The sequence below is a fragment of the Chryseobacterium sp. CH25 genome (assembly GCF_004119455.1).
Classification (GTDB): domain Bacteria; phylum Bacteroidota; class Bacteroidia; order Flavobacteriales; family Weeksellaceae; genus Chryseobacterium.
The window spans coordinates 66,349-87,793 of record NZ_NRQT01000010.1 but is presented as its reverse complement, the minus strand read 5'-3'; the positions used below and the strand labels follow the sequence as shown (position 1 = coordinate 87,793).

General features: G+C 36.3%; 22 protein-coding genes and 1 pseudogene. 8 read left to right on the top strand and 15 right to left on the bottom strand.

Annotation, left to right across the window (positions count from 1 at the left end; translation table 11 throughout):
* Nucleotides 1-9 precede the first annotated feature (9 nt).
* Together BOQ64_RS19170 and BOQ64_RS19165 are read left to right on the top strand one after the other, a co-directional pair.
* Entirely contained in the window at nucleotides 10-525 is a 516-nt protein-coding gene (locus BOQ64_RS19170) for a hypothetical protein (RefSeq protein WP_129059015.1), read from the top strand.
* A 96-nt stretch (nucleotides 526-621) separates the two neighbouring features.
* Entirely contained in the window at nucleotides 622-828 is a 207-nt protein-coding gene (locus BOQ64_RS19165) for a hypothetical protein (protein WP_129059016.1), read from the top strand.
* Nucleotides 829-861: 33 nt separating this feature from the next.
* Here BOQ64_RS19165 and BOQ64_RS19160 read toward each other — a convergent pair whose 3' ends face one another.
* The 9 genes from BOQ64_RS19160 to BOQ64_RS19120 form a co-directional block, all read right to left on the bottom strand.
* Complete coding sequence (locus tag BOQ64_RS19160) at nucleotides 862-1,473, bottom strand: hypothetical protein (protein WP_129059017.1); 612 nt, start codon at nucleotides 1,471-1,473, stop codon at nucleotides 862-864.
* Between the two features lie 13 nt (nucleotides 1,474-1,486).
* Nucleotides 1,487-2,308, bottom strand: coding sequence for a flavin reductase family protein (locus tag BOQ64_RS19155; RefSeq protein ID WP_129059018.1), 822 nt, complete (start codon nucleotides 2,306-2,308; stop codon nucleotides 1,487-1,489).
* 161 nt (nucleotides 2,309-2,469) lie between these two features.
* Nucleotides 2,470-3,717, bottom strand: a complete 1,248-nt coding sequence (fahA, locus tag BOQ64_RS19150; RefSeq protein WP_129059019.1) for a fumarylacetoacetase — start codon at nucleotides 3,715-3,717, stop codon at nucleotides 2,470-2,472.
* Between the two features lie 57 nt (nucleotides 3,718-3,774).
* Nucleotides 3,775-4,236 carry a hypothetical protein gene (locus BOQ64_RS19145; protein WP_129059020.1) on the bottom strand — a complete coding sequence of 154 codons (462 nt, stop codon included), beginning with the start codon at nucleotides 4,234-4,236 and terminating at the stop codon, nucleotides 3,775-3,777.
* A gap of 73 nt (nucleotides 4,237-4,309) precedes the next feature.
* Nucleotides 4,310-5,440 carry a 4-hydroxyphenylpyruvate dioxygenase gene (hppD, locus tag BOQ64_RS19140; RefSeq protein WP_129059021.1) on the bottom strand — a complete coding sequence of 377 codons (1,131 nt, stop codon included), beginning with the start codon at nucleotides 5,438-5,440 and terminating at the stop codon, nucleotides 4,310-4,312.
* A 243-nt stretch (nucleotides 5,441-5,683) separates the two neighbouring features.
* Nucleotides 5,684-6,478 (bottom strand): hypothetical protein, encoded by a 795-nt coding sequence (locus tag BOQ64_RS19135; protein WP_129059022.1) that lies wholly within the window; start codon nucleotides 6,476-6,478, stop codon nucleotides 5,684-5,686.
* 138 nt (nucleotides 6,479-6,616) lie between these two features.
* Nucleotides 6,617-7,891 carry an acetyl-CoA hydrolase/transferase family protein gene (locus tag BOQ64_RS19130; protein WP_129059023.1) on the bottom strand — a complete coding sequence of 425 codons (1,275 nt, stop codon included), beginning with the start codon at nucleotides 7,889-7,891 and terminating at the stop codon, nucleotides 6,617-6,619.
* 218 nt (nucleotides 7,892-8,109) lie between these two features.
* Nucleotides 8,110-9,621 (bottom strand): succinate CoA transferase, encoded by a 1,512-nt coding sequence (locus BOQ64_RS19125; RefSeq protein WP_129059024.1) that lies wholly within the window; start codon nucleotides 9,619-9,621, stop codon nucleotides 8,110-8,112.
* 184 nt (nucleotides 9,622-9,805) lie between these two features.
* Nucleotides 9,806-10,957, bottom strand: a complete 1,152-nt coding sequence (locus BOQ64_RS19120; protein ID WP_129059025.1) for a homogentisate 1,2-dioxygenase — start codon at nucleotides 10,955-10,957, stop codon at nucleotides 9,806-9,808.
* A 122-nt stretch (nucleotides 10,958-11,079) separates the two neighbouring features.
* Here BOQ64_RS19120 and BOQ64_RS19115 point away from each other — a divergent pair.
* Together BOQ64_RS19115 and BOQ64_RS19110 are read left to right on the top strand one after the other, a co-directional pair.
* Nucleotides 11,080-13,148: pseudogene (locus tag BOQ64_RS19115) on the top strand (TonB-dependent receptor plug domain-containing protein).
* Nucleotides 13,145-13,606: a thiol:disulfide interchange protein gene (locus BOQ64_RS19110; RefSeq protein WP_129059026.1), complete on the top strand. Its 462-nt coding sequence runs from the start codon at nucleotides 13,145-13,147 to the stop codon at nucleotides 13,604-13,606. The pseudogene BOQ64_RS19115 and the gene BOQ64_RS19110 overlap by 4 nt, the downstream one beginning before the upstream one ends.
* Nucleotides 13,607-13,779: 173 nt before the next feature.
* Here the strand turns inward: BOQ64_RS19110 and BOQ64_RS19105 are convergent, their stop codons facing one another.
* Nucleotides 13,780-14,256, bottom strand: a complete 477-nt coding sequence (locus tag BOQ64_RS19105) for a cupin domain-containing protein (RefSeq protein ID WP_129059027.1) — start codon at nucleotides 14,254-14,256, stop codon at nucleotides 13,780-13,782.
* A gap of 4 nt (nucleotides 14,257-14,260) precedes the next feature.
* Nucleotides 14,261-15,253 carry an NADP-dependent oxidoreductase gene (locus BOQ64_RS19100; RefSeq protein ID WP_129059028.1) on the bottom strand — a complete coding sequence of 331 codons (993 nt, stop codon included), beginning with the start codon at nucleotides 15,251-15,253 and terminating at the stop codon, nucleotides 14,261-14,263.
* Between the two features lie 91 nt (nucleotides 15,254-15,344).
* Here BOQ64_RS19100 and BOQ64_RS19095 point away from each other — a divergent pair, with 91 nt between their 5' ends.
* The gene (locus tag BOQ64_RS19095; protein ID WP_129059029.1) at nucleotides 15,345-15,725 is read left to right on the top strand and encodes a winged helix-turn-helix transcriptional regulator; all 381 of its coding nucleotides are present in this window, start codon (nucleotides 15,345-15,347) and stop codon (nucleotides 15,723-15,725) included.
* A 224-nt stretch (nucleotides 15,726-15,949) separates the two neighbouring features.
* On the opposite strand, the gene BOQ64_RS19090 is transcribed toward BOQ64_RS19095, so the two are convergent.
* On the bottom strand, nucleotides 15,950-16,315 hold the full coding sequence (locus BOQ64_RS19090; protein ID WP_129059030.1) for a DUF1304 domain-containing protein: 366 nt from the start codon (nucleotides 16,313-16,315) through the stop codon (nucleotides 15,950-15,952).
* 66 nt (nucleotides 16,316-16,381) lie between these two features.
* Between BOQ64_RS19090 and BOQ64_RS19085 the strand changes: the two genes are divergently transcribed.
* From BOQ64_RS19085 to BOQ64_RS19075, 3 genes are all read left to right on the top strand, one after another.
* Entirely contained in the window at nucleotides 16,382-16,954 is a 573-nt protein-coding gene (locus tag BOQ64_RS19085; RefSeq protein WP_129059031.1) for a Crp/Fnr family transcriptional regulator, read from the top strand.
* Nucleotides 16,955-17,017: 63 nt separating this feature from the next.
* Complete coding sequence (locus BOQ64_RS19080) at nucleotides 17,018-17,449, top strand: DoxX family protein (RefSeq protein ID WP_164975851.1); 432 nt, start codon at nucleotides 17,018-17,020, stop codon at nucleotides 17,447-17,449.
* Nucleotides 17,450-17,454: 5 nt separating this feature from the next.
* Nucleotides 17,455-17,898: a carboxymuconolactone decarboxylase family protein gene (locus BOQ64_RS19075; protein WP_129059032.1), complete on the top strand. Its 444-nt coding sequence runs from the start codon at nucleotides 17,455-17,457 to the stop codon at nucleotides 17,896-17,898.
* A 237-nt stretch (nucleotides 17,899-18,135) separates the two neighbouring features.
* Here the strand turns inward: BOQ64_RS19075 and BOQ64_RS19070 are convergent, their stop codons facing one another.
* The 3 genes from BOQ64_RS19070 to BOQ64_RS19060 all read right to left on the bottom strand — a co-directional run bounded on the left by BOQ64_RS19070 (nucleotide 18,136) and on the right by BOQ64_RS19060 (nucleotide 21,382).
* The gene (locus tag BOQ64_RS19070) at nucleotides 18,136-19,104 is read right to left on the bottom strand and encodes a cyclase family protein (RefSeq protein WP_129059033.1); all 969 of its coding nucleotides are present in this window, start codon (nucleotides 19,102-19,104) and stop codon (nucleotides 18,136-18,138) included.
* A gap of 359 nt (nucleotides 19,105-19,463) precedes the next feature.
* A complete protein-coding gene (locus BOQ64_RS19065) occupies nucleotides 19,464-20,447 on the bottom strand; it encodes an aldo/keto reductase (RefSeq protein ID WP_129059034.1) in 984 nt (327 codons plus the stop codon).
* Nucleotides 20,448-20,704: 257 nt separating this feature from the next.
* Entirely contained in the window at nucleotides 20,705-21,382 is a 678-nt protein-coding gene (locus BOQ64_RS19060) for a type 1 glutamine amidotransferase domain-containing protein (RefSeq protein ID WP_129059035.1), read from the bottom strand.
* Nucleotides 21,383-21,445: the final 63 nt, after the last annotated feature.

The window sequence follows — 21,445 nt, the reverse complement described above, 5'->3', positions numbered from 1 at the left end:
AATATTATTATGAAAAAATTGATTACGGGCGCACTGACGCTGTTGGTATTGGGAACTGTTGTTTCCTGTAAAAAAGAAACTAATACTCAATCTTCTGTAAGCACAGATACACTGGCTACCGTATTGCCAAAAGATTCTACTGTAACTCCAAAGACTGATTCTGCAACGGTTACAGCTGCTTCAACAAACGCTACTGTTGATATCATTACCAAAAATGAAGGAAAATACCCTCATGATGTTAAATTATTTGAAGATAAGAGCTTTGCAGAAAGGGTGAAAAAACTTGTAGGAAAAGAGTATGATGAAATGCTCAAAAATTTCAATGTAGAGAGCCCTATCGTATCTGATAACGGAATCTATAAAACTCATGGATGCAAACAGCATGATTGCCCGGGATATGCTACCTCTATCTATTATGATTCTAAAAATGATAACCTGAATGTTTCCATTGATAAAAACGGTAAAATATCAGAGTTTTTAGAAAAAGGAAAAATTGCAGTGTCAGAAACTCTGAAAAATAAATAAGAAAGCAAGTTTTAGTCAGTAATCTGTTGATATATTGATTTTTGGATTATTTTAATTTGATTTTTCATATATTAGTGATAAACTAATAGTATTGTTATGAAAAAATCAAATCTAAAAAACGCTCAGAAATTAAACAGAGATGCTCAAAAATTTATCGTTGGAAAGGGAACCCAATCATGCCCGCCAACCGGATGTTTTAATTATTATTTAAGTGACGGTGAAAGCAGATGCATTGTACCGCCATGTAATTCTGATTATGGCACCATAACGCAGGTAGACGGACGCAATAGATGTTGCTTTTAAAATACAGAAGGAGTGAAAATTTCACTCCTTTTTTTATTGAATTATTGCTTCAGTTATTACAGCATTCTTTTTTACTGATTTTAAAAGGCTCCTGAAGTTTTTCATGGTCATCATTTCACTTGTAGGAGTGAAAATGGTAGTCTTTTCACCTTTGTCCAGTGAAAATTCAGAATATGCTTTCAATGAATATATTTTTTTCATGGTTTTGATATCATAAATATCCATCATCGCAAAAGTTTCATTCTTTTTATAGTCATCCAGTTCACCTGCTGCACGATCTAAAGTGCTGCGAACCCTCATAGTATAAATATTGACCAGAAAATTAAAATCGGAGCTGTTTTTAAGGGTTTCAAGATCTTCCATTTCAGGTTCAAACGGAATATTGCTTTGAATAAGATTTTCTGCCTTTGCTGTTTTTAAATCATAAGTATTGCCATTACTTAAGCTCTGAAATAGTTGAAGAACTTCCTTATCCATCATTTCTCTGTGGTTAGAATCTACCCCGGTTTTGATGTTATTAATCAGCCATTTCTTATCTTTTGAAAATACAAGCGATTTGCTATACACCCCGTAATCTTTCCTAACAGGATAATAGCATGATTGTAAAGTGATTAAGAGAACAAAGAAGAAAATAAATTTTCTCATGAATACGTTCGGATTATTTAATTAAAATCTTCCAGGCTTCTTCAATTTTACTTTCAAGTAATAGTTTCTGTGCATCCAAATGAATATTTTCATCGGAATGATATTCTCCCGAAGGCAATATTTCAACATTCGCAAGCATTCCCAGATCATTTCCTGTAAATACTTTGCTGTATTTGATGGCATCTGGCAAAAGATCAAAACCAATTCCTTTTGTTACCAAAGGTTTTGGTACTTCAAAAAGGCTGTTTTCATTACTTCTTGAATACCAGTTGCTCCCTAAACGCGCTACCATATCCAGTTTTTGCTGGTCCAGATTTCCTGCCTCATTCAGATACTCTTCTCTGATATGGATCTTCTGAACTTCACAGATCACAAGATTTCCTGCTCCACCCTGATCGCCTAAAGATTTTACTTCTAAAACTTTACATTCAAAGTTTACAGGGCATTCTTCAATCAGTTTAGGTTGTACAAAATCGGCATCTTTCATGGTAAGACCTGATTTTATAAACTCATTAATACCTGTTTCATATTCTGTAGAAGCTAAAGAAATTTGCTGTACAATAGGGAAGTTTACGGTTCCGATTACTACTTCCGGTACTTCCAGCACATTTTCAAGGGTATGTTTCGTGGTATTGTCACGCACTCTCCTCGAAGGTGAAAAGATCAGAATCGGTGGAACCGTACTGAACATATTGAAAAAGCTGAATGGAGATAAATTACTGTTACCGTCTTTATCCACTGTAGAAGCTAATGCAATAGGGCGCGGAGAAACGGCCGTCTGCATAATGGTTTGAAGCTGTACAGAGGTTAGCTCGGAAGGTATTACTGTTTTCATAGTTTATTTGGGTACTTAAACTTAAGTATTCAATGTATGTTAAAAAAAGATGCTTCGGCTGCGCTCAGCATGACAAATCTAATACTAACTGTTATTTTACAGCATATTTCTAGCGATGTCATGCTGAGCGAAGTCGAAGCATCTAACGTTTATTTTTTATCTTAAAGTGTTGGGATAATTTTACCGGAAACTTCACCGAAGCCTACTCTCACACCATCTTTTTCAGCCCAAGCTTTCATGGTAACGGTATCATTATCTTCAATGAATTTTCTTTCTTCACCGTTGCTTAATGATAGAGGATTTTGACCTCTCCACGTTAATTCCATCATAGAACCGAACGATTTTGGATCACTCCCTGAAATGGTACCGCTGGCATACATATCACCAACTTCCACATTACATCCGTTGATGGTGTGGTGAGCTAATTGTTGAGCCATATTCCAGTACATGTATTTGTAGTTACTTTCACAAACCAGGTTTTGGTCTCCATTTTCTGGTTGAATGTAAACTTCAAGGTTGATATCGTAGTTTTTGTCTCCTTCAAATTTCAAATACTCTAAAACTTCAGGATCCTGTGCCTCAGAAGAAGTTCTGAATGGCTCCAAAGCTTCAAGTGTAACTACCCATGGAGAAATAGATGAACCGAAGTTTTTCGCAAGGAATGGCCCTAGTGGAGCATATTCCCAAGCCTGAATATCTCTAGCAGACCAGTCGTTGAATACTACCATCCCGAAGATAGCATCTTCAGCATCTTTAGTAGAAATACTTTCTCCCATCTCTGTATTTTTATTAACGATGAAAGCCATTTCCAGTTCAAAATCCAACTGTTTGCAAGGTCCAAAAACAGGCTTGTCTAAATCAGCAGGTTTCATCTGGCCTTTTGGACGGTTGATTTCTGTTCCTGAAACAACAATAGAGGAAGCTCTTCCGTGGTAACCTACCGGTAAATGTTTCCAGTTTGGTAATAAAGCGTTAGCAGGATCACGTAACATTTTTCCTACGTTGGTAGCGTGTTCAATACTGCTGTAAAAGTCTGTATAGTTTGGAATGTGAACCGGCATCATCATTTTTACCTTATCAAGGTCATAGAATGCCTCTTCAATGGTTTTCTGATCTTTTGATAATGCAGATCCTTCCTGTAATAGAGTCTGGATTTTGGTACGAACGGCGTTGGTAACAGGTTTACCCAATTCGATAAATTCGTTAATCGTATAGGCTTCAAAAACATTGTCGTCCAATCCTTCAATGTCTTCAAAATAGCCAAGATCGTAAAGGGTGGCAAGATCAATAACCTGATCTCCGATTCTTGTGCAGCATCCGATATATTCTTTGTTGAATACTGCTACCCCGAAAGGAATATTGTGTATAGAAAAATCCGAATTTGAGGAATAGTCTACAAATGATTTCATAAGTTTAGATTTTAGTTAGATTAAAATATCATCCTGAGAAACTTTCCCCGAAGATGTTTATTTTGCCTTTTTTGAGTAGGAAGCTTCATCAATCCATCGGTCTCTGGTATTAACATCGATGAGGTAGAGAATATTGTCCTGTTGGGTAAGCAGTAGTGTTTTGGTGACAGGCATCGGGATTTTTTTGCCTTCAAGTACATCTGCCCGTAAGGAAACGATGTTCTTTTTTCGGACAATATCACCGGTAAAAACATTGGAACTGCTTTCTCCGGTAGCTTTATCATCGAAAACCTCTACATAGGTTGCGCTGTTTCCTTTGATCACAATAAAATCTCTTTCCGTATGGTCTGCTTCATCTTTAATGAAAACAAACTTTTTGTTGTCGATATTTACCTTTTCAAGATTCTGATTGATACCTCTTCTTGCTTCAAGTCGGTCCAGAATTGCATTCAGTGATCCGTATTGTGCTTTTACACCTAAGGTTCCAAAGAATAAAATTCCAATTAAAAGTTTTCTCATTATGCTGTGTTTTATAAAAAAGTTTTGTCAGAACCTTGCATCCTGACAAAACTTAGTATTTTTGGTTGTAAAATTAAAGATTTCCTCTTCTTTCCTGTTCTCTTTCTAATGCTTCGAACAATGCTTTGAAGTTTCCGGCACCAAAACTCTGTGCACCGTGTCTTTCAATGATTTCGAAGAATAGAGTAGGACGGTCTTCTACAGGCTTCGTAAAAATCTGTAACAGATATCCTTCTTCATCATGATCAATAAGTATACCTAACTCCTGCAGTTTTTTAAGATCTTCATCAATATGACCAACTCTTTCAGGAACCATGTCGTAATAAGCCTCTGGTGGAGCAGAAAGGAACTCTACACCACGCTTTTTAAGCTCGGTTACAGTATGGATGATATCTTTTGTTGCTACAGCAATATGCTGTACTCCTTCTCCTTCGTAGAAGTCAAGATATTCTTCTACCTGAGATTTCTTTTTACCTTCTGCAGGCTCGTTGATCGGGAATTTTGCATAACCGTTTCCGTTTGACATTACTTTAGACATCAAGGCAGAATATTCTGTGTTGATCTGCTTGTCATCAAAAGAAAGGATGTTTACAAATCCCATCACTTTTTCATACCATTCTACGGTAGGAATCATTCTGTTCCAGTCTACGTTTCCTACACAGTGGTCTACATAGAGTAAACCAGCTTCTTCAGGCTTGTAATTGCTTTCCCACTTTTCATACCCAGGCATGAAAGCTCCGTTGTAATTTTTTCTTTCTATAAACATGTGAACAGTTTCTCCGTAGGTATAAATCCCGGACATTCTTACTTCACCTTGCTCATCAGTTAAAGTTACTGGCTCCAAATAAGGTTTTCCCCCTCTTTTAGTTGTTTCTTCAAATGCAGCATACGCGTCATCTACCCAAAGTGCCAAAATTTTTACTCCGTCACCATGTTTTTTTACGTGTTCGCTGATAGGCGAGTCAGATTTAAGTCCTGTAGTAAGTACCAATCTGATTTTTCCCTGTTGAAGCACATAAGATGCGCGGTCTCTCACTCCTGTTTCAGGACCCGCATATGCTACAGACTGAAAACCGAAAGCGGTTTTGTAATAATGGGCAGCCTGTTTTGCATTTCCTACATAAAACTCAATATAATCTGTACCGTTAATCGGTAAGAAATTTTCTGCTTGAGCAATTTTCTCGGCAAATGTAAGTGTTGACATATTTTCTCTTTTACTTTTATTTTATTGGTATGCAAATTACAAAATTCTTGGATATAGCGAAAATATTACGCCTGATTCATTGAATATATTTAACATAAAGTTCAAGAAGTGTTCACTTAAGTATATTTAAGTTTCTTAAGTTTAAAATAAGCTGCCTACATTTGTCATACAAAAAACAAGTGAGAGAAAAATATTTCGAACATGAAAGCCGCAGAGATAATCTGCGGCTTTCTTATTGTATTGTTATACGGTGGTTTCTATCTTTCTGTTAAGCATTCCTGCATCGGGATTGTAGTTGTCCCAGATTTTCCAGGTATTATCTATTTTCTTAAAAAAGTAAATCTGAGTACTGAGTTGATTCACAAAATGCTCTTCGCCGGTTTCTCCTACTTTGAATAGCAGATTCCAAAATTCCTGAGTTTCCAGTATTTTTTTATTCGGTTCATCGGTTACAATCTGAATATCAAAAACTTCATAATTAGATCTGTTATTTTTGGTTACCAGTTGGAATTCTTTGTCACAGAGTTCTTTACTGAACTGTGAAATTCTTTCTAAAAAAGGAGAATCATCAAATACCAGCTCTTTGAAAAGTTCTGTATTATGGTTGGGAAACTGTTTGCAGAACTCGAATGCTCTGGCACAATAGTTATATACCAACCTGGTCATAGATGACAGGTCATCCGTTTCATCCTGATCTTTCTTTTTATGCCTTATGGAAAGGATATAATCATTAAGATCTTTATAACCCAGAAAAATGCATATTTTATCCAAGGTTTTTAAGAACCTCAGATCACTATGAGTTTTATCCTGATAATCGTTTTCAAAAAAACGTTGCAGAGTAACATGGGAAATCGTAGTCCCGATTTCAAACTTTTTACCACCTTTAAGTTCTTCAGCTTCTGAAAGTTCGTCTTTAATGATTTCTGAAAGAATAATATAATGGCTTCTCTTCCATTCATTCACATTCCCCAAAACAGAATTCCTTACCTTCGAATGCTTTACAACTTCTTCTCGTATCGAATTATATATAGTCTTCAATTTCCTTGTTTTAAAAAGGTTTTTATCAAAAATACTGCCAAAATATTAAGGCTTTTTTATCTTTTACTCGTATAAGTTAAAGATATATTTTTAAAATCTAGATAAAAATTAAAGTTAAAATATATTACTGTTTGATTATCAGTGCTTAAACCTTTCAAAAGCGGCTCTTTCAAGCATCTCTCTGTCATCGGGATGAGCAATACTAATGAGCTCCTGTGCTCTCTGACGAAGGTTTTTGCCATACAGGTAAGCGGTTCCGTATTCTGTAACTACATAATGAATATGGCCTCTTGTGGTTACCACACCTGCACCTTGTTTCAGGAAAGGAACGATCCTTGAAACTCCTTTTTTTGTTCTTGCAGTGATTGCGATGATGGGTTTTCCATCTTCACTTAAAGCAGCACCACGCATGAAGTCCATTTGGCCACCGATACCACTGTATTGCAGGGTACCGATAGAGTCTGCACATACCTGTCCGGTAAGATCAATCTCAATAGCAGAATTGATGGCTACCAGTTTTTTGTTCTTCATAATATTGATCGGGAAGTTCACTTCACTTACGTCTCTGAAGGCAAATACGGTATTATCATCCACATAATCATACAGTTTTCTGGTGCCGAAACAGAAGCTGGTAATGGTTTTATTGTCGTTGTAGCCTTTATACTTGTTATTGATTACATCATTCTGAATAAGGTCTATCACACCATCACTCAGCATTTCCGTATGGATACCAAGGTCTTTATGGTTGTGTAAACATTGTAAAACAGCATCAGGAATCGTTCCGATACCCATTTGAAGGGTAGATCGGTCTTCAATAAGTTCAGCTACATTTTTTCCTACCAGCATTTCTTCAGGACCCACTTTTGAGCTGTAATCTACCGTATGAAGTTCTTCTTCATGCCAAACCAGTTTATGGATTCTGCTGATGTGAATCATTCCGTCTCCGTGCGTTCTCGGCATTCTTGGATTAACTACTGCTACGATGGTTTTCGCTGTATCTACAGCAGCTCTTGCAATATCCACTGAAGTTCCCAATGTACAGAAGCCATGTCTGTCCGGTGGAGAAACGGTTACCAGCGCAACATCTAAAGGAAGTATATTTTTTCTAAATAAAATAGGAATTTCACTTAAAAATACAGGAACAAAGTCTCCTCTGTCTGAGTTTACAGCATCACGAACCGGCGTAGATACGAATAAGGAATTGATAAAGAACTTGTCTTTGTACTCGGGTTTTGCAATTTCTATATTTCCCTGTTGGGTAATAGAAACCATCTCTACATGGTCTAATCTGTGGGCCTGTCTTGCCAGTTCGTCGATCAGATAATTGGGAGTACATGCGCTGCCGTGGAAAAATACACGGTTACCGCTTTTTACTGTATATATCGCTTCTTCTGCGCTGATGTAATTATTCATATTTTATCTTTTTATTATAAAATTCCTGACTAATTTCTATTTCATAAAATGCCTAACCTCTCTCAAAGATACCTTTAATATCTCTAATTATTTCAAATATGATAAAGGATATTAAAAGACTTTTATCATATTGATGGATCATATAAATTTAATAAAAATAAAGGATCAAATGATAACATCTGATCCTTCTATAGTTTTTTTTAAGGTGATAAGTATACTTAATTAGAAACTTCAGCTTCTGTTTTTTGTTTCATACTTCCGGTTTCGGAAAAACGTAAATGCCAGCTGAAAGCCTCTTCCAGTAAGTGAGGGGTGTGCCCTCCACGTTCACAGGCTCTGTCAAAATAAGACTGTAATTCTTCTCTGTAATCAGGATGAACACAGTTGTCAATAATCTTCTGAGCTCTTTCTCTAGGTGCTAAACCTCTTAAATCGGCCAAACCAACATCGGTAACTAAAATATCAACATCATGTTCTGTGTGATCTGTGTGAGAAACCATTGGTAATACGTGTGAAATATTGTTTCCTTTGGAAGCTGCCTGAGTTACAAAAATACTTAAGTAAGCATTTCTTGCGAAATCTCCGGAGCCACCAATTCCGTTCATAATTTTTGTTCCGCCGATATGAGTAGAGTTTACATTTCCATAAATATCAAATTCAATGGCTGTATTAATGGCAATTACTCCTAATCTTCTGATCAATCCTGGAGTATTGGAAATATTCTGAGGTCTTAAAACAAACTTGTCTTTATATTTTGAAAGGTTTCCTAAGACTCTTTCATAGCATTCCTGAGAAACGGTAATGGAAGATGCAGAGGCAAAACTTAGTTTACCGGAATCGATCAGATCAAAAGTACTGTCCTGAAGAACCTCGGAGAACATGGTTAAGTCATAGAAATTACTGTCTTTAAATCCAGTAAGCACAGCATTGGCTACTTTCCCGATTCCTGCCTGAAGAGGAAGTAATCTGTCGGTAAGACGTCCTAGCTGAACTTCATTTTCAAAGAAGGCAAGTAGGTGTTTGGCGATAGCTGTTGTTTTCTCATCCGGTTCTGCAATATCGGCAGGACTGTCTTTAAGATTGGTGAAAACAATGGCTTCAATTTTACTAGGATCTACAGGAATACTTTTTCTTCCGATTTTATTCCATGGAGCTACAATTGGAATGACATTTCTGTAAGGATAATCTTCAGCCTGATAAATATCGTGGATGCCATACACTTCTTCAGGAACTTCTGTATTGATTTCAATGATTACTTTTTTAGCCAAAGCAGCAAAGGTCACTGAATTTCCTACTGAAGTGGTGGGAACAATACTTCCGTCTCTTTCGATATAAGCAGCCTCAATAATGGCTACATCAATGCTCTGAAGATTTTTGGTGTGAAGAAATTCTGCACTTTCACTTAAATGCTGATCGATGAAAAGGATTTCACCTTTATTGATTTTGTTCCTTAAAGTAGGATCTACCTGAAACGGCATTCTTTTCTTTAAGACATTAGCTTCTGCCAGTTTCCCGTCTGTGCCGTGTCCCAGTGAAGCTCCGGTCATTAAAGTGACTTTAAGGTCTTCTGTTTTTCCTCTTTCTGCCAGTGCCGGCAAAATAGCTTTGCTGTCACCTGCTTTTGTAAAGCCGCTAGACCCTATGGTCATCCCGTCTTTAATCATTTTTACAGCGTTTTCAGCTGTAGTAACCTTTTCGTGTAGACTTTCTAATCTGATTCTTTCTAACATGTAATATTGATTTTTATTAAACCACCATTACTTAGGATGCGATATGAAAAATAATGATGGCCGTATATGTGAACCATACCTTACAAATTTACAAAAAAAGACGCTTTAAATAAAGGATTTAAAGCGTCTTTTGTATGTATTTACTAATAGTTTTTCTCAATGATAAGAAAGATATTCTATTGTTTTATTCCAACCAAGAAGTTTTGTAGGACGGATCTTCCACTTTTAAAGCTTCTTCTGTAATTTTTAACGGACGGAAAGGGTCTACCATTACGGCATATTCCTCGGTGAATTTTTTACCGATACTTCTTTCCATAGCTCCCGGGTGAGGTCCGTGAACAATTCCTCCTGGGTGAAGCGTGAAATCCATTAAGTCGATGTGGTTACGGCTCATGAAATCACCTTCTGTGTAGAATAATACCTCATCAGAATCAATATTGGAGTGATTGTATGGGGCAGGAATAGCCATTGGGTGGTAGTCATACATTCTTGCGCAGAATGAACATACTACAAAGTTATGAGCTTCAAAATTCTGGTGAACCGGTGGCGGTTGGTGAATTCTTCCTGTAATCGGTTCAAAGTTTTTGATATTAAATTTATAAGGATAGAAATATCCGTCCCAACCCACAACATCAAAAGGATGCGTTGCATAGATGAAATCGGTGATCTGGTTTTCTTTTTTTACTTTAATTAAGAATTCTCCTTTTTCATCCTTAGGTTCTTTGAAAACTGGAGCAATAATGTCTCTTTCGCAGAATGGGGAATGCTCCAATAACTGTCCGAATTCATTTCTGTATCTTTTCGGAGTGTAAATAGGAGAGTGGCTTTCCAGTACGAAGAATACTGTGTTTTCAGATTTTAATTCTACCTGATAAATAGTTCCTCTTGGAATAATAAGATAATCGCCGGTTACAAATTCAAGATCTCCCACAAATGTTTTTAAAACTCCGGTTCCTTCATGTACGAATAAAAGTTCGTCACATTCTGCATTTTTGTAGAAATAATCCATCGATTTTCTTGGCTTTGCCAATCCCATTTTCAGGTCATTATTCATCAAAAGAATCTTACGGCTGTCCATAAAATCGTCCTCAGGAGTTACATTCATTCCTTTGAACATTCTTGGCGTAATATTTTTCTCCACCGCAATTTTAGGAGTTACATCTTTCGGTTCTCCGATTGATTTGATCTGTGTAGGGCGGTGAATATGGTACAATAGAGAAGAGATACCATGAAAACCTTCCGTTCCGAAAAGCTGTTCATAGTAAAATTTATCTTCCGGAGATTTAAAGACGGTATGCCTTTTTTGTGGGATGTTTCCCGATAGATGATATCTCATTTTACTTTCATATGTAGTTTCTCAAATTTAATCATTTTTCATGAATTGGCTGAATCAAATATTTTTAGATAAGTTTTGTGTTTCAAAAATAATTGTTAGATTTGTCTAACAATTTTAATTTCATGAAGCGAATATTATTTTCTATTACTTTTTTATCCTCATATTGTTTTGCCCAGGAGACGGACAGTTTAAGTATAAATCAATATAAAAGCACAGATTCTGTAAAGGTTTCAAAAAAAGAGTTTAAGACAAGTAATATTGAGGATGTAGTGGTTACCGGAACCATAAAACCGATGAGCAGGTCTAAAAGCCCTGTGGCTGTTGAGATCTACAGCCAGAAATTTTCCAGAAAAATCCTACTCCAAGTATTTTTGAAGCCATCAGTATGGTGAATGGGGTAAAGCCACAATTGAACTGTTCTGTATGTAACACAGGAGATATCCATATTAATGGTCTGGAAGGACCTTATACAATGATTTTGATTGATGGAATGCCGATTGTAAGTTCCCTTTCTACCGTATATGGATTAAGTGGGATTCCTAATAGTCTGGTAGATAGGATAGAAGTGGTAAAAGGTCCTGCTTCTTCCATTTATGGGTCTGAAGCAATGGGTGGTGTTATCAATATCATCACAAAAAATGCTTTAACGGCACCTAAGCTGAGCGTAGATATGATGACAAGTTCATGGGCAGAGAATAACCTGGATCTTTCCACAAAGTTTAATATTGGAAAGAATGCTGCTTCATTATTAAGCTTAAATTATTTCAGTTTTCAGGAAAAGATAGACCAGAATAAAGATAATTTCACAGATACAACTTTACAAAGTAGAATTTCGATTTTTAATAAATGGAATTTTAAAAGAAAAGAAAACAGACAGGCCAGCTTTGCTGTAAGATATTTGTATGAAGACCGTTTTGGGGGCGAAATGCAGTGGAATAAATCTTTCCGTGGAAGTGATGAGGTGTACGGAGAAAGTATTTATACCAACAGAGCAGAGGTATTCGGATTGTATGAATGGCCGATGAAAGAACATATCGTAACACAGTTTTCTTATAATTATCATGACCAGAATTCATTTTATGGAGCGAATCCGTTCAATGCTTTACAGAAAGTTGCCTTTGTACAGACGTATTGGGACAGAAGTTTTGGAAAGCATGATATTACAGCCGGGGTAACTTTTAAAAGAACTTTTTATGATGATAATACTCCGGGAACACTGGCTTCCGATGGAGTAACCAATGCACCAATGAAGTCTCCGATCTGGGGTGTATTTGTCCAGGATCAGTGGGAGATCAATGATACGAATACCTTATTATTAGGATACCGTTATGATTATGATAAGGTGCACCATTCCGTACATTCTCCAAGATTCGCCTGGAAATTCTCTCCGAATCCGTATCACACGCTAAGATTCAATTTCGGAACAGGATTTAGAGTGGTGAATCTGTTTACAGAGGATCATGCTGCATTAACAGGTTCAAGAGAAGTTGTGGTGAAGTCTGATCTTTTACCTGAGAGATCAGTGAATGGAAATGTAAACTATATCTGGAAAATTCCTGTTGGAAACCGCATGGTGAATCTGGATGCATCTGCATTCTATACTTATTTCAGTAATAAAATTGTAGGTGATTTTGATTCTGACCCGAATAAAATTATTTACGACAATCTTCAGGGATACGGAATTTCCAGAGGGGCCTCATTGAATGTAGATTTTAGTTTCTCTTTCCCGTTAAGTGTGAACTTAGGAGTAACCTATTTGGATGTCTATCAGAAATATGATGACGCCAATCAAAAAACACAACAGCTTCATGCTCCAAAATGGAGTGGAACGTATAATCTAACCTATAAATTCCCAAGTAATTTAACGATAGATTTCACCGGACAGTTCTATGGACCAATGAGGTTACCTGTTTTACCGAATGATTACCGTCCGGAGTATTCTCCATTCTATTCTTTGGCGAATATTCAGGTTTCAAAGAGCTTCAAGTCCGGATTTGAAGTCTATTGCGGGGTGAAAAATTTATTCAATTTTACTCCTAAAGACCCTCTGATGAGGCCTTTTGACCCATTTGATAAACATGCTGATGATCCCATCAGTAATCCCAACCATTATACTTTCGATACAGCATATGGCTATGCACCAATGCAAGGCATCAGAGGGTTCCTGGGAGTGAAATATACACTGAGATGAGTACTTTTGCTTTATTTTTAATGTTTGTGCCCTGTCTTTGTCTGTCTCAGATGAAGACAGGGACTTTTTCTGAGGTGGAGCGTCTGCAGAAAGAATCTCCAAAACCAATGGTGATCCATCTTTATACAGACTGGTGCTCGGTTTGTAAGATTGAATCCTTCAAATTAAATAAGGATAAAGATCTGGTTGAAATGATGAATGACCGTTTTTATCTGATTAATTTTGAAGCTGAAAAAACCAGAGATAAAATTAATTTTCAAGGTCAGGAGTTTGAATATTTAGCCAATGGAAATTCTGGAATTCATGAGCTGGCGTTGGCATTGTCTAAAAATAAGGAACAGCCTGTTTATCCGTTGTGGATTTTCCTGGATAAAAACCGGAATTTAGTCTACTATCAGGAAGGGTTGCTTACACCTGGTAAAATGAAAGAAAAATTGTTGGAGATTTCGGCTTTGTAAGTTGTTGGAAAACGCAAAGGCACTAATTTTTTTTTGCTATGCGCCTTAGAGCACAATTTTATTTAAAATTCTTTGCGCCTTTGCGTTTTCCAACAAAATTAATATTCCCACAGATTGCACAGATCACGCAGATTTTTTATCTGTGAAATTTGTGCAATCTGTGGGAAAATCTTTTAATCTTTAGTTTCAGCATCAATCAAAACGGCCAGCTGTATGCATGGTTCATCAGATCTATTACTCCAAGCATGGTTTGTTCCTCTTTGGATAACAATATCTCCTGGTTTTAAGAGGGTTTCTCCTTCTTCCATAATCAGATGAAGTTCGCCGGAAAGAATGATAATATAATCTAATGTAGGAGTTTTATGCATCATCGGATGAGGTTCTCCTTTTTTGAATTCAACTCCTAAGTCTTTATCTGGTGGAACTACTACATACCGGAAATAGGTTCCGTTTTTGGGTGTTTGAGGAAATCCTGTGTTGGGAATTCTATTTTCATAGTCTAAACTTGCAGGCATTGTCTGAGTATTCCATACATCTGATATGATGAGTCCCGGGAAATGCTCTACTGCATTTTCCACCTGTTGATCTTCTACAATAACAGATTTTCCATCTTTAATTCCGGTTACGATTCGTCTTGGTATTTTGTTCATGGCTTTATGAATTTTTCATGAGAAGCTTATGACCTTGAGTCTGATTATTTTTAAGAATGGAGTGGGCTTTAAGAACCGTTTCCAAAGAAAGATCACCTATTATTTTATGTTGAGATGGGGCGATTACATCACTTTCAATAAGCTCTGCAATTTCCTCCAGACTATTTTTGTAGTAATCATACTGTTTTACCATGCTGTAGGTGTAATTGGAGATATTCATAATCAATGTTCCTTTGTTGAAGAGAATTTCATGAGCTTCTTTAGTGACAAGAGCGGTAACATCTACATAAGTTCCGTTGATTTTTAATACTTCAGCGGTTACTTCGGCCATATAGTTTCCAACCAAATCAATTCCAATATCAAATGGTTGATGTTGATTGGCTTTTAAAAGGTTTTCTATGAGATTTTCTTCCTTGTAATTGACAATCTGTTGTTCTTTCAAGCCTAAATTAATAAACATCTGTCTGTTTTCTTCACTGCCAACAGTAATGACAAAGTTTTCAACATGATGAGCCAATAAAATTTTGATTAAAAAAGAACCTACTCCTCCGGCAGCTCCGGTGATAAGAATTGTTTGTTCTTGTTGTAATTTCAGCCTTTTAAAGATTTGCAGAGAAGTTAATCCTGCTGAAGGAATAGAAGCAGCCTGTTCAAAGGATATATTTTTCGGTTTGAATGCAACAATAGCTTCCGGAACGGAAATATATTCAGCGTAAGTTCCATTACTTCCCATAGACCCGCTGCCACAGAATACTTCATCTCCAATGTTGAACTGAGTAACATCTGTTCCTTTTTCTACAACAACCCCAGATAATTCTCTTCCTAATATTGGTGAACTTATTAATTTTCTTTCCAGTTCATTTTCCAGCATCTGATAATCAATAGGGTTGAAACCACTTGCTTTGATCTGGATTAATACTTCATGAGATTTTGGCTGAGGTTTTTCAGTACAACCATTTTCGAGTTTAAAATCCTTATTTAAAATTACTGCTTTCATACTGTTAATTTGATAGACAAATGTAAAACGGGAATAGTTTATATTTGCTACTAGTTAACAATTGGTTACTAGTTACCTTGATGAAACTATTATGGCAAAAATTAAAGAAAATGGAACGGAAAGAGAAGCAACCTGTACAGAGGAACTATTTGCAATGCGTGACAGTCTTGATGTGTTAGGCGGAAAATGGAAGTTAATGATCCTACGATATCTGACAAACAGAACCGATCAGCAGATTCATTTTAAAAAGCTGGAACGTGGAATTGATGGAATTTCTGCAAAAATGCTGAGTAAAGAGCTAAAGGAGTTAGAAACAAACCTTCTGATTACAAGAACTATTCAGGATACAAAACCGATTACAGTTACTTATGCGGTTACAGAATACGGAAAATCTGTATTTCCGGTGACAGAGATACTTGTAAATTGGGGAATACTTCATAGAGAGAAAATTAAAGCTTCAATGGGTAAATAAAGCGGCTAATATTTTGTGAGAAATGCACGTTTTAAAATTTCACAAGATTCTATGCTTCTATGTGGTTTAATTTTTTTGAACCACATAGAAACATAGATTGTATACGTAAAATTAAATACATATCATTTTTATTTGTGCATTAGCGGTATTCAATTTCGCCTTAAAAGCATCCGTATAGCACAAAACCTTAGCGTCTTAGCGTTTTCAAACAAATTTTCAGCAGACTATTTCAGTAAAACAGCAATAATAGCCAATATCGCAGGCAATGCCTGAACAAAAAAGATCTTCTTTGTTGCAGAAATAGCTCCATAAACTCCAGCTATAGCTACACAACTTAAAAAGAACAATGCAATATTATCCTGCCATTGTGGATCTTTAATCAGAAAAGACCAAATAAGCCCGGCAGCCAGAAAACCATTATATAATCCCTGATTGGCAGCCAATCCTTTTGTGGGTTTGAACATTTCTGCAGGCAGGGCAGCTTTGAAAACTTCTTTTCCTTTGGTTTCCCATGCGAACATTTCCATCCAAAGAATATAGAGATGTTCAAGTGCAACAATGGCGATGAGGATTTTGGCAACGACTTCCATGATTTCATGTTTTTGTGATTGTAAAACTAAAAAAATAAAGTTAAGTTTGAGTATTCAATTCTAAAGATGGATAATTTCAAAGCACATTTAAATAAATTTATTACGGTAACAGACGAAGAGTATGTTTCTATTTTCTCATTCTTTGAAGTTTTGAAGGTGAAGAAGAAACAGGAACTGATGCTGGAAGGTGAAGTGTGCAGAAATATGTACTTTGTGGTGGAAGGTTGTCTGAGAAAATATTTTATTAATGAAAAAGGAGTAGAGCATACCACTCAGTTTGCTATTGAGAACTGGTGGATTACCGATACGTTTGCTTATGAAAGACAGCTGCAGACAGATTTTAATATTCAGTCTGTAGAAAAATCTACCATTCTTGTTATTGATTTTAAAAATCAGGAATTACTATTGGAGAAACATCCTGTGATGGAAAAGTACTTCAGGATTATTTATCAGAGAGCATACGCTGCTTCCGAAAGAAAACTCCGTTACCTGACTGAATATTCAAGAGAAGAATTGTATGTCCATTTCAGTACATTGTATCCCTGGTTTATTCAGAGAATTCCTCAATATCTTATTGCCTCATTTCTTGGTTTTACCCCGGAGTATTTAAGTGAAATTAAAGCAAAATTACGTTCTTAAACCAGTTTAAGTTTTTTACGGATTAGAAGTCGGAAATTTGTCATGTAATTAAAAGCAAATGCAATGACAGATACAAAGAATCAATTTCCGCAGTTATTTTTAAGGCTTGCTCTTGCAGTGACGATGCTTTCTGCTGTAGCCGACCGATTCGGATGGTGGAGCCCCGAAAATTCTTCATGGGGGAATATGAAAAGCTTTGAAGAATATACAAGATCATTAACTTTTTTTCTTCCTGAAGCTTTAAGCACATTTTCAGCGTATGCCGCTACATTTTTAGAAATTCTTTTTCCATTGATGCTGATTGTAGGTTTCAAAACTAGAATTGCAGCCTATGGAAGCAGTATTTTATTATTGATTTTCGCTGTATCCATGACTGTTGCATTAGGTTCTAAAGCTCCACTTAATTATTCAGTTTGGGTGGGAAGTGCAGCAGCTCTTTTACTGGCTGTTCAGCAACAATATTCTTTTAGTATAGATCAATTAACCAAAAAATAAATATAATGAGCACAAGATTTAACATGGCTACTACAGATGCCGCAGCTTATAAAGCAATGTTGGGATTAGAAGGGTATTTACAGAGTACTTCTTTAACCCATATTCAAAAAGAATTAATTAAAATCAGAGCTTCCCAGATCAACAAATGTGCTTTCTGTCTGGATATGCACACCAAAGATGCTCTTAAATATGGAGAAACAGCTCAAAGAATCTTCATTCTGGATGGATGGACTGAAGCTAAAGAATTTTTTACAGAAGAAGAGCAGGTGCTTTTGGCGATGACAGAAGAGATTACTTTAATCAGCCATAAAGGATTAACAGATGAGACCTATCAGAAAGCTAAATCATTTTTTGATGAAGCTCAGATTGCTCAGATCATTATGGCGATCATTACCATTAATGCATGGAACAGAATTGCAATAAGCACCCATCTTCCGATAGCAAAATAATGTTGAGAAGGATGCCGGGATAGGGAAGTAGGATGTTAATGAAGACTGTATAGCGGCTGAGTATTACCATAAAAAGAGCTTTTCAATATTGAAGAGCTCTTTTTGTATAATTTTGAATAGCAAAATTAGGAAGATACCGTGGGTATTAATTCTAAAACAAATCTTAATGGTTAGTGATTAAGTTTGTGTACGGAAGTACTTCTTCACTTTGTTATTCATAATCATTAAAAAATATATTTAATAGATGGCTACCGGGTTAACATTTACCTGAGTAGATCCTACATAGAGAGGTTGTCCTAGAACAAACAGGAATTCCCATACTTTTTGTTTTACTAATGGGCGGGTATCAATCAACTCTAAATTGTAGATTCCCTTTTTAGCCAGCATATATTGGTTGATGGGAAATTCTTCTTTACTTTTTGGATTCGGATAGACTTCAGAAGCCCAGGTATCTCCACCAAAAGCAACAATTCCTTGATCAGCCAGCCATTTTGCAGCATCCATTCCGATGCCTGGCTCAGTTTCCAGGAACTGTTTGTTGTCTTTACCAACCAGCTCTAGCCAACCAGTGTTGAAAAGAATAATATCTCCTTTTCTTAGTGTAAGACCTTGTTTTTTTAAAACAGATTTAATGTCTTCAACAGTAAATTCTGTTCCTCCAGGTACAATAGCTTTTCCATAATGAGCAACCATATCAAGGACTACACCTCTGGTAACAAATGGCGGTACTTTTTCAACACCCAGTTTTTTAACGCCTTCTACAGTTACAAAATCCGTTGCTTTATTTCCGTTATAGTAAATGTTATCAATACCAATGTGTCCGATACCGTTCAACTGGGTTCCAACTCCGGTCCATCCATTTACCAATTCATCATTAAATGTAAATTTATTTGGTCCAATACTTTTTCCACCCTGTTCTCCAGGTTGAATATTGTATAAATTGAAGCTTCTGTGTCTGAAAGCTGGTAAGTTTTTATCAATAGGAACAGCAAGAGCTAATGTTTTGCCTTGTTTTACCAATCCAAGTGCCTGTTTTACCACTTCCGGAGTTAATAAATTAGCCGCTCCGATTTCATCCTGTACTCCATAAGCAGAAGGATACCATGATTTATCCTCAGGATTAACAAGGGTTTGTGCGTTTAAAGCAATGCTGTTTATAGCTAATAGGGTTACTAACCCGAATATTTTAATCAGATTCTTTTTCATTTTTTTATGATTGATCGTTAAATAGAAAGGAAGTTGGAAGTTGGAAGTTGGAAGAGGGGAGTTGTTGATATCGTTTTACAACTGGCATTCCATTGATTGAAATGAGGCTTCCGGTTTTGCTTTTCCTGGGGTGAAAAGAAGGGAAGCTAGGAGAAGGAAGAGAACGTTTTTGAAGTTTTTCAATAACTGATATTTTATTGATTAGATTTAACAGACTGCAAGTTGATCATACACACTAGTGTTTTCAACTTCATATTTCCACTTTACAGTCTGATAAATCATTTGAATCAAAAGATTGAAAGTTCTTGATAACCTGACAGTACTTCCAACCTTCCGGCTTCCATCTCCCAGCTTTTATATTAAATCTCGCTTAAAGCAGCGTTGATGAAGGCTAATTCCTCCTGCGAAAGATTGATATCCATTGCTTTTGCATTGTCAATAGCCTGTTCTGCATTTCTGGCTCCTGCCAGTACTACTGTAATGGCTGGCTGTAAGGTAGTCCATCTTAATACCAATTGAGAAAGGCTTGCTCCTTTTTCCTGAGCAATAGGTTCAATTTTTTCCAGGAAAGTTTTTACTTTATTTAAATCAAATTGAGAGAAATACCCATTTCTGTGGTCATTGTCTTTTAATTTGTTATTCTTGAAATATTTACCTGTTAAAAGACCTCTTTCCATTGGGCTGTATACAATAATTCCTGAATTATTTTCTAAAGAGTAAGGAACGAGATCATTCTCAATAGAACGGTTCAGCATACTGTAAGAAACCTGGTTGCTTGCTAATTTTAAAGTTCTGTTGGCTTCCTCCATTTGGGCTACACTATAGTTACTTACTCCTGCAGCACGAACTTTTCCTTGTTGAATCAATAGTTCCATAGCTTCCATAGTTTCGTTGATGGCTGTTGTGCTGTCTGGCCAGTGAAGTTGTAGAAGATCAATATAATCTGTTCCTAGTCTTTTCAGGCTTTCTTCAACTTCTTTGATGATGTTTTCTTTAGAAGCTAATTTATAAACTGGAATTACTTTCCCTTCATCTTCAGCATCAAAGAAAAATTCTCCTTTTCCGTTGTTGCTTCCGTCCCATACCAAACCGAATTTTGTTAACAGCTGAATTTTTGAACGATCTTTTCCTTTAATAGCTTCACCAATCATTTCTTCACTTAATCCGAAACCGTAGAAAGGTGCCGTATCAATAGAAGTTACACCATGGTCCAGTGAAGCGTGAATAGAATTAATAGAATCCTGTTTCTCATTGCCACCCCACATATTACCACCAATAGCGAAAGCCCCGTGAGTGATGGTAGATAATTCTAATTCTGTATTTCCTAATTTTCTGTATTCCATTTTCTTGTTTTTAAAATTTGTTATTGTGCTAAACCATGAAAGTCGTAAAAGGTGTTGTAGGCACTTGGTAAACCACGCCGTCAAAAATTCAAAGAATTTTTGCCACCCCTCCGAGGGAGGGGAATTTTCAGTCCTTCAATTGAAATATTTGGGAAAATCGGAGATTTTCAAAACTTAAGTGTTCTTCTTAGCAGCCTGTATAATCACTTATTTTTACTTAAGTATTTAAAAGCTTTTGTGACTTTATGGTTAAAAATTTATTTCTTATTTAATTCTTTTAAAATTGCTTCTCCTACGCTTTTTGCAGACTGTGGATTCTGTCCCGTAATAACTCTTTGATCTGTTACCACATGATTCTGCCAAAGTCCTGATTTTTCAAATTTTGCCCCTCTTTCTTTTAATTTATTTTCCAGTAAGAAAGGAACAACATCTGTTAGCTTTACGGCAGATTCCTCTTCATTGGTGAAAGCATTGATCTTTTTTCCATCTACGAGGTATTTTCCGTTATTCAGCTTGATATTAACCAAACCTGCAGGACCGTGGCATACTCCTGCTACAATTCCTCCGTTTTCATAAATTACTGAAGCAATAGAAGCAAAATCTGTATTGTCTGCTAAATCCCACATCGCTCCATGGCCGCCTGCATAAAAGATGGTTGAGTATTCTTTTGGATTTACCTGTGATGGTGTTAAAGAATGATCAATCTTATTTTTGTATTCCTTATTTTCCCAGAACTCTTTGTTTACAGGATCCTTTAAATCAAATCCATCTACTGGCGGAGTTCCGCCTTTGGGGCTTACAAAATCAATTTCATATCCGGCATTGTGAAGAACTTCCCATGGGTGAGAAACTTCACCCAAATAGTATCCAGTATCTTCTCCTGTGCTTCCTTTCTTGTCATGGCTGGTGACAACGAACAATATTTTCTTTTTCATATCATTAGATTTTTGGTGTTGAGCCTTAATTAATCCTATGGTGAAAAGGCTGAGAAATAAAAG

Coding starts and splice junctions, on each gene's coding strand:
- BOQ64_RS19125 (WP_129059024.1), bottom strand. CDS start 9,621: ATGTTAGAAAGAATCAGATTAGAAAGTCTACACGAAAAGGTTACTACA.
- BOQ64_RS19095 (WP_129059029.1), top strand. CDS start 15,345: ATGGCAAAAATTAAAGAAAATGGAACGGAAAGAGAAGCAACCTGTACA.
- BOQ64_RS19090 (WP_129059030.1), bottom strand. CDS start 16,315: ATGGAAGTCGTTGCCAAAATCCTCATCGCCATTGTTGCACTTGAACAT.
- BOQ64_RS19120 (WP_129059025.1), bottom strand. CDS start 10,957: ATGAGATATCATCTATCGGGAAACATCCCACAAAAAAGGCATACCGTC.
- BOQ64_RS19070 (WP_129059033.1), bottom strand. CDS start 19,104: ATGAAAAAGAATCTGATTAAAATATTCGGGTTAGTAACCCTATTAGCT.
- BOQ64_RS19155 (WP_129059018.1), bottom strand. CDS start 2,308: ATGAAAACAGTAATACCTTCCGAGCTAACCTCTGTACAGCTTCAAACC.
- hppD (WP_129059021.1), bottom strand. CDS start 5,440: ATGTCAACACTTACATTTGCCGAGAAAATTGCTCAAGCAGAAAATTTC.
- BOQ64_RS19065 (WP_129059034.1), bottom strand. CDS start 20,447: ATGGAATACAGAAAATTAGGAAATACAGAATTAGAATTATCTACCATC.
- BOQ64_RS19080 (WP_164975851.1), top strand. CDS start 17,018: ATGACAGATACAAAGAATCAATTTCCGCAGTTATTTTTAAGGCTTGCT.
- BOQ64_RS19085 (WP_129059031.1), top strand. CDS start 16,382: ATGGATAATTTCAAAGCACATTTAAATAAATTTATTACGGTAACAGAC.
- BOQ64_RS19060 (WP_129059035.1), bottom strand. CDS start 21,382: ATGAAAAAGAAAATATTGTTCGTTGTCACCAGCCATGACAAGAAAGGA.
- fahA (WP_129059019.1), bottom strand. CDS start 3,717: ATGAAATCATTTGTAGACTATTCCTCAAATTCGGATTTTTCTATACAC.
- BOQ64_RS19160 (WP_129059017.1), bottom strand. CDS start 1,473: ATGAGAAAATTTATTTTCTTCTTTGTTCTCTTAATCACTTTACAATCA.
- BOQ64_RS19110 (WP_129059026.1), top strand. CDS start 13,145: ATGAGTACTTTTGCTTTATTTTTAATGTTTGTGCCCTGTCTTTGTCTG.
- BOQ64_RS19075 (WP_129059032.1), top strand. CDS start 17,455: ATGAGCACAAGATTTAACATGGCTACTACAGATGCCGCAGCTTATAAA.
- BOQ64_RS19145 (WP_129059020.1), bottom strand. CDS start 4,236: ATGAGAAAACTTTTAATTGGAATTTTATTCTTTGGAACCTTAGGTGTA.
- BOQ64_RS19130 (WP_129059023.1), bottom strand. CDS start 7,891: ATGAATAATTACATCAGCGCAGAAGAAGCGATATATACAGTAAAAAGC.
- BOQ64_RS19105 (WP_129059027.1), bottom strand. CDS start 14,256: ATGAACAAAATACCAAGACGAATCGTAACCGGAATTAAAGATGGAAAA.
- BOQ64_RS19100 (WP_129059028.1), bottom strand. CDS start 15,253: ATGAAAGCAGTAATTTTAAATAAGGATTTTAAACTCGAAAATGGTTGT.
- BOQ64_RS19165 (WP_129059016.1), top strand. CDS start 622: ATGAAAAAATCAAATCTAAAAAACGCTCAGAAATTAAACAGAGATGCT.
- BOQ64_RS19170 (WP_129059015.1), top strand. CDS start 10: ATGAAAAAATTGATTACGGGCGCACTGACGCTGTTGGTATTGGGAACT.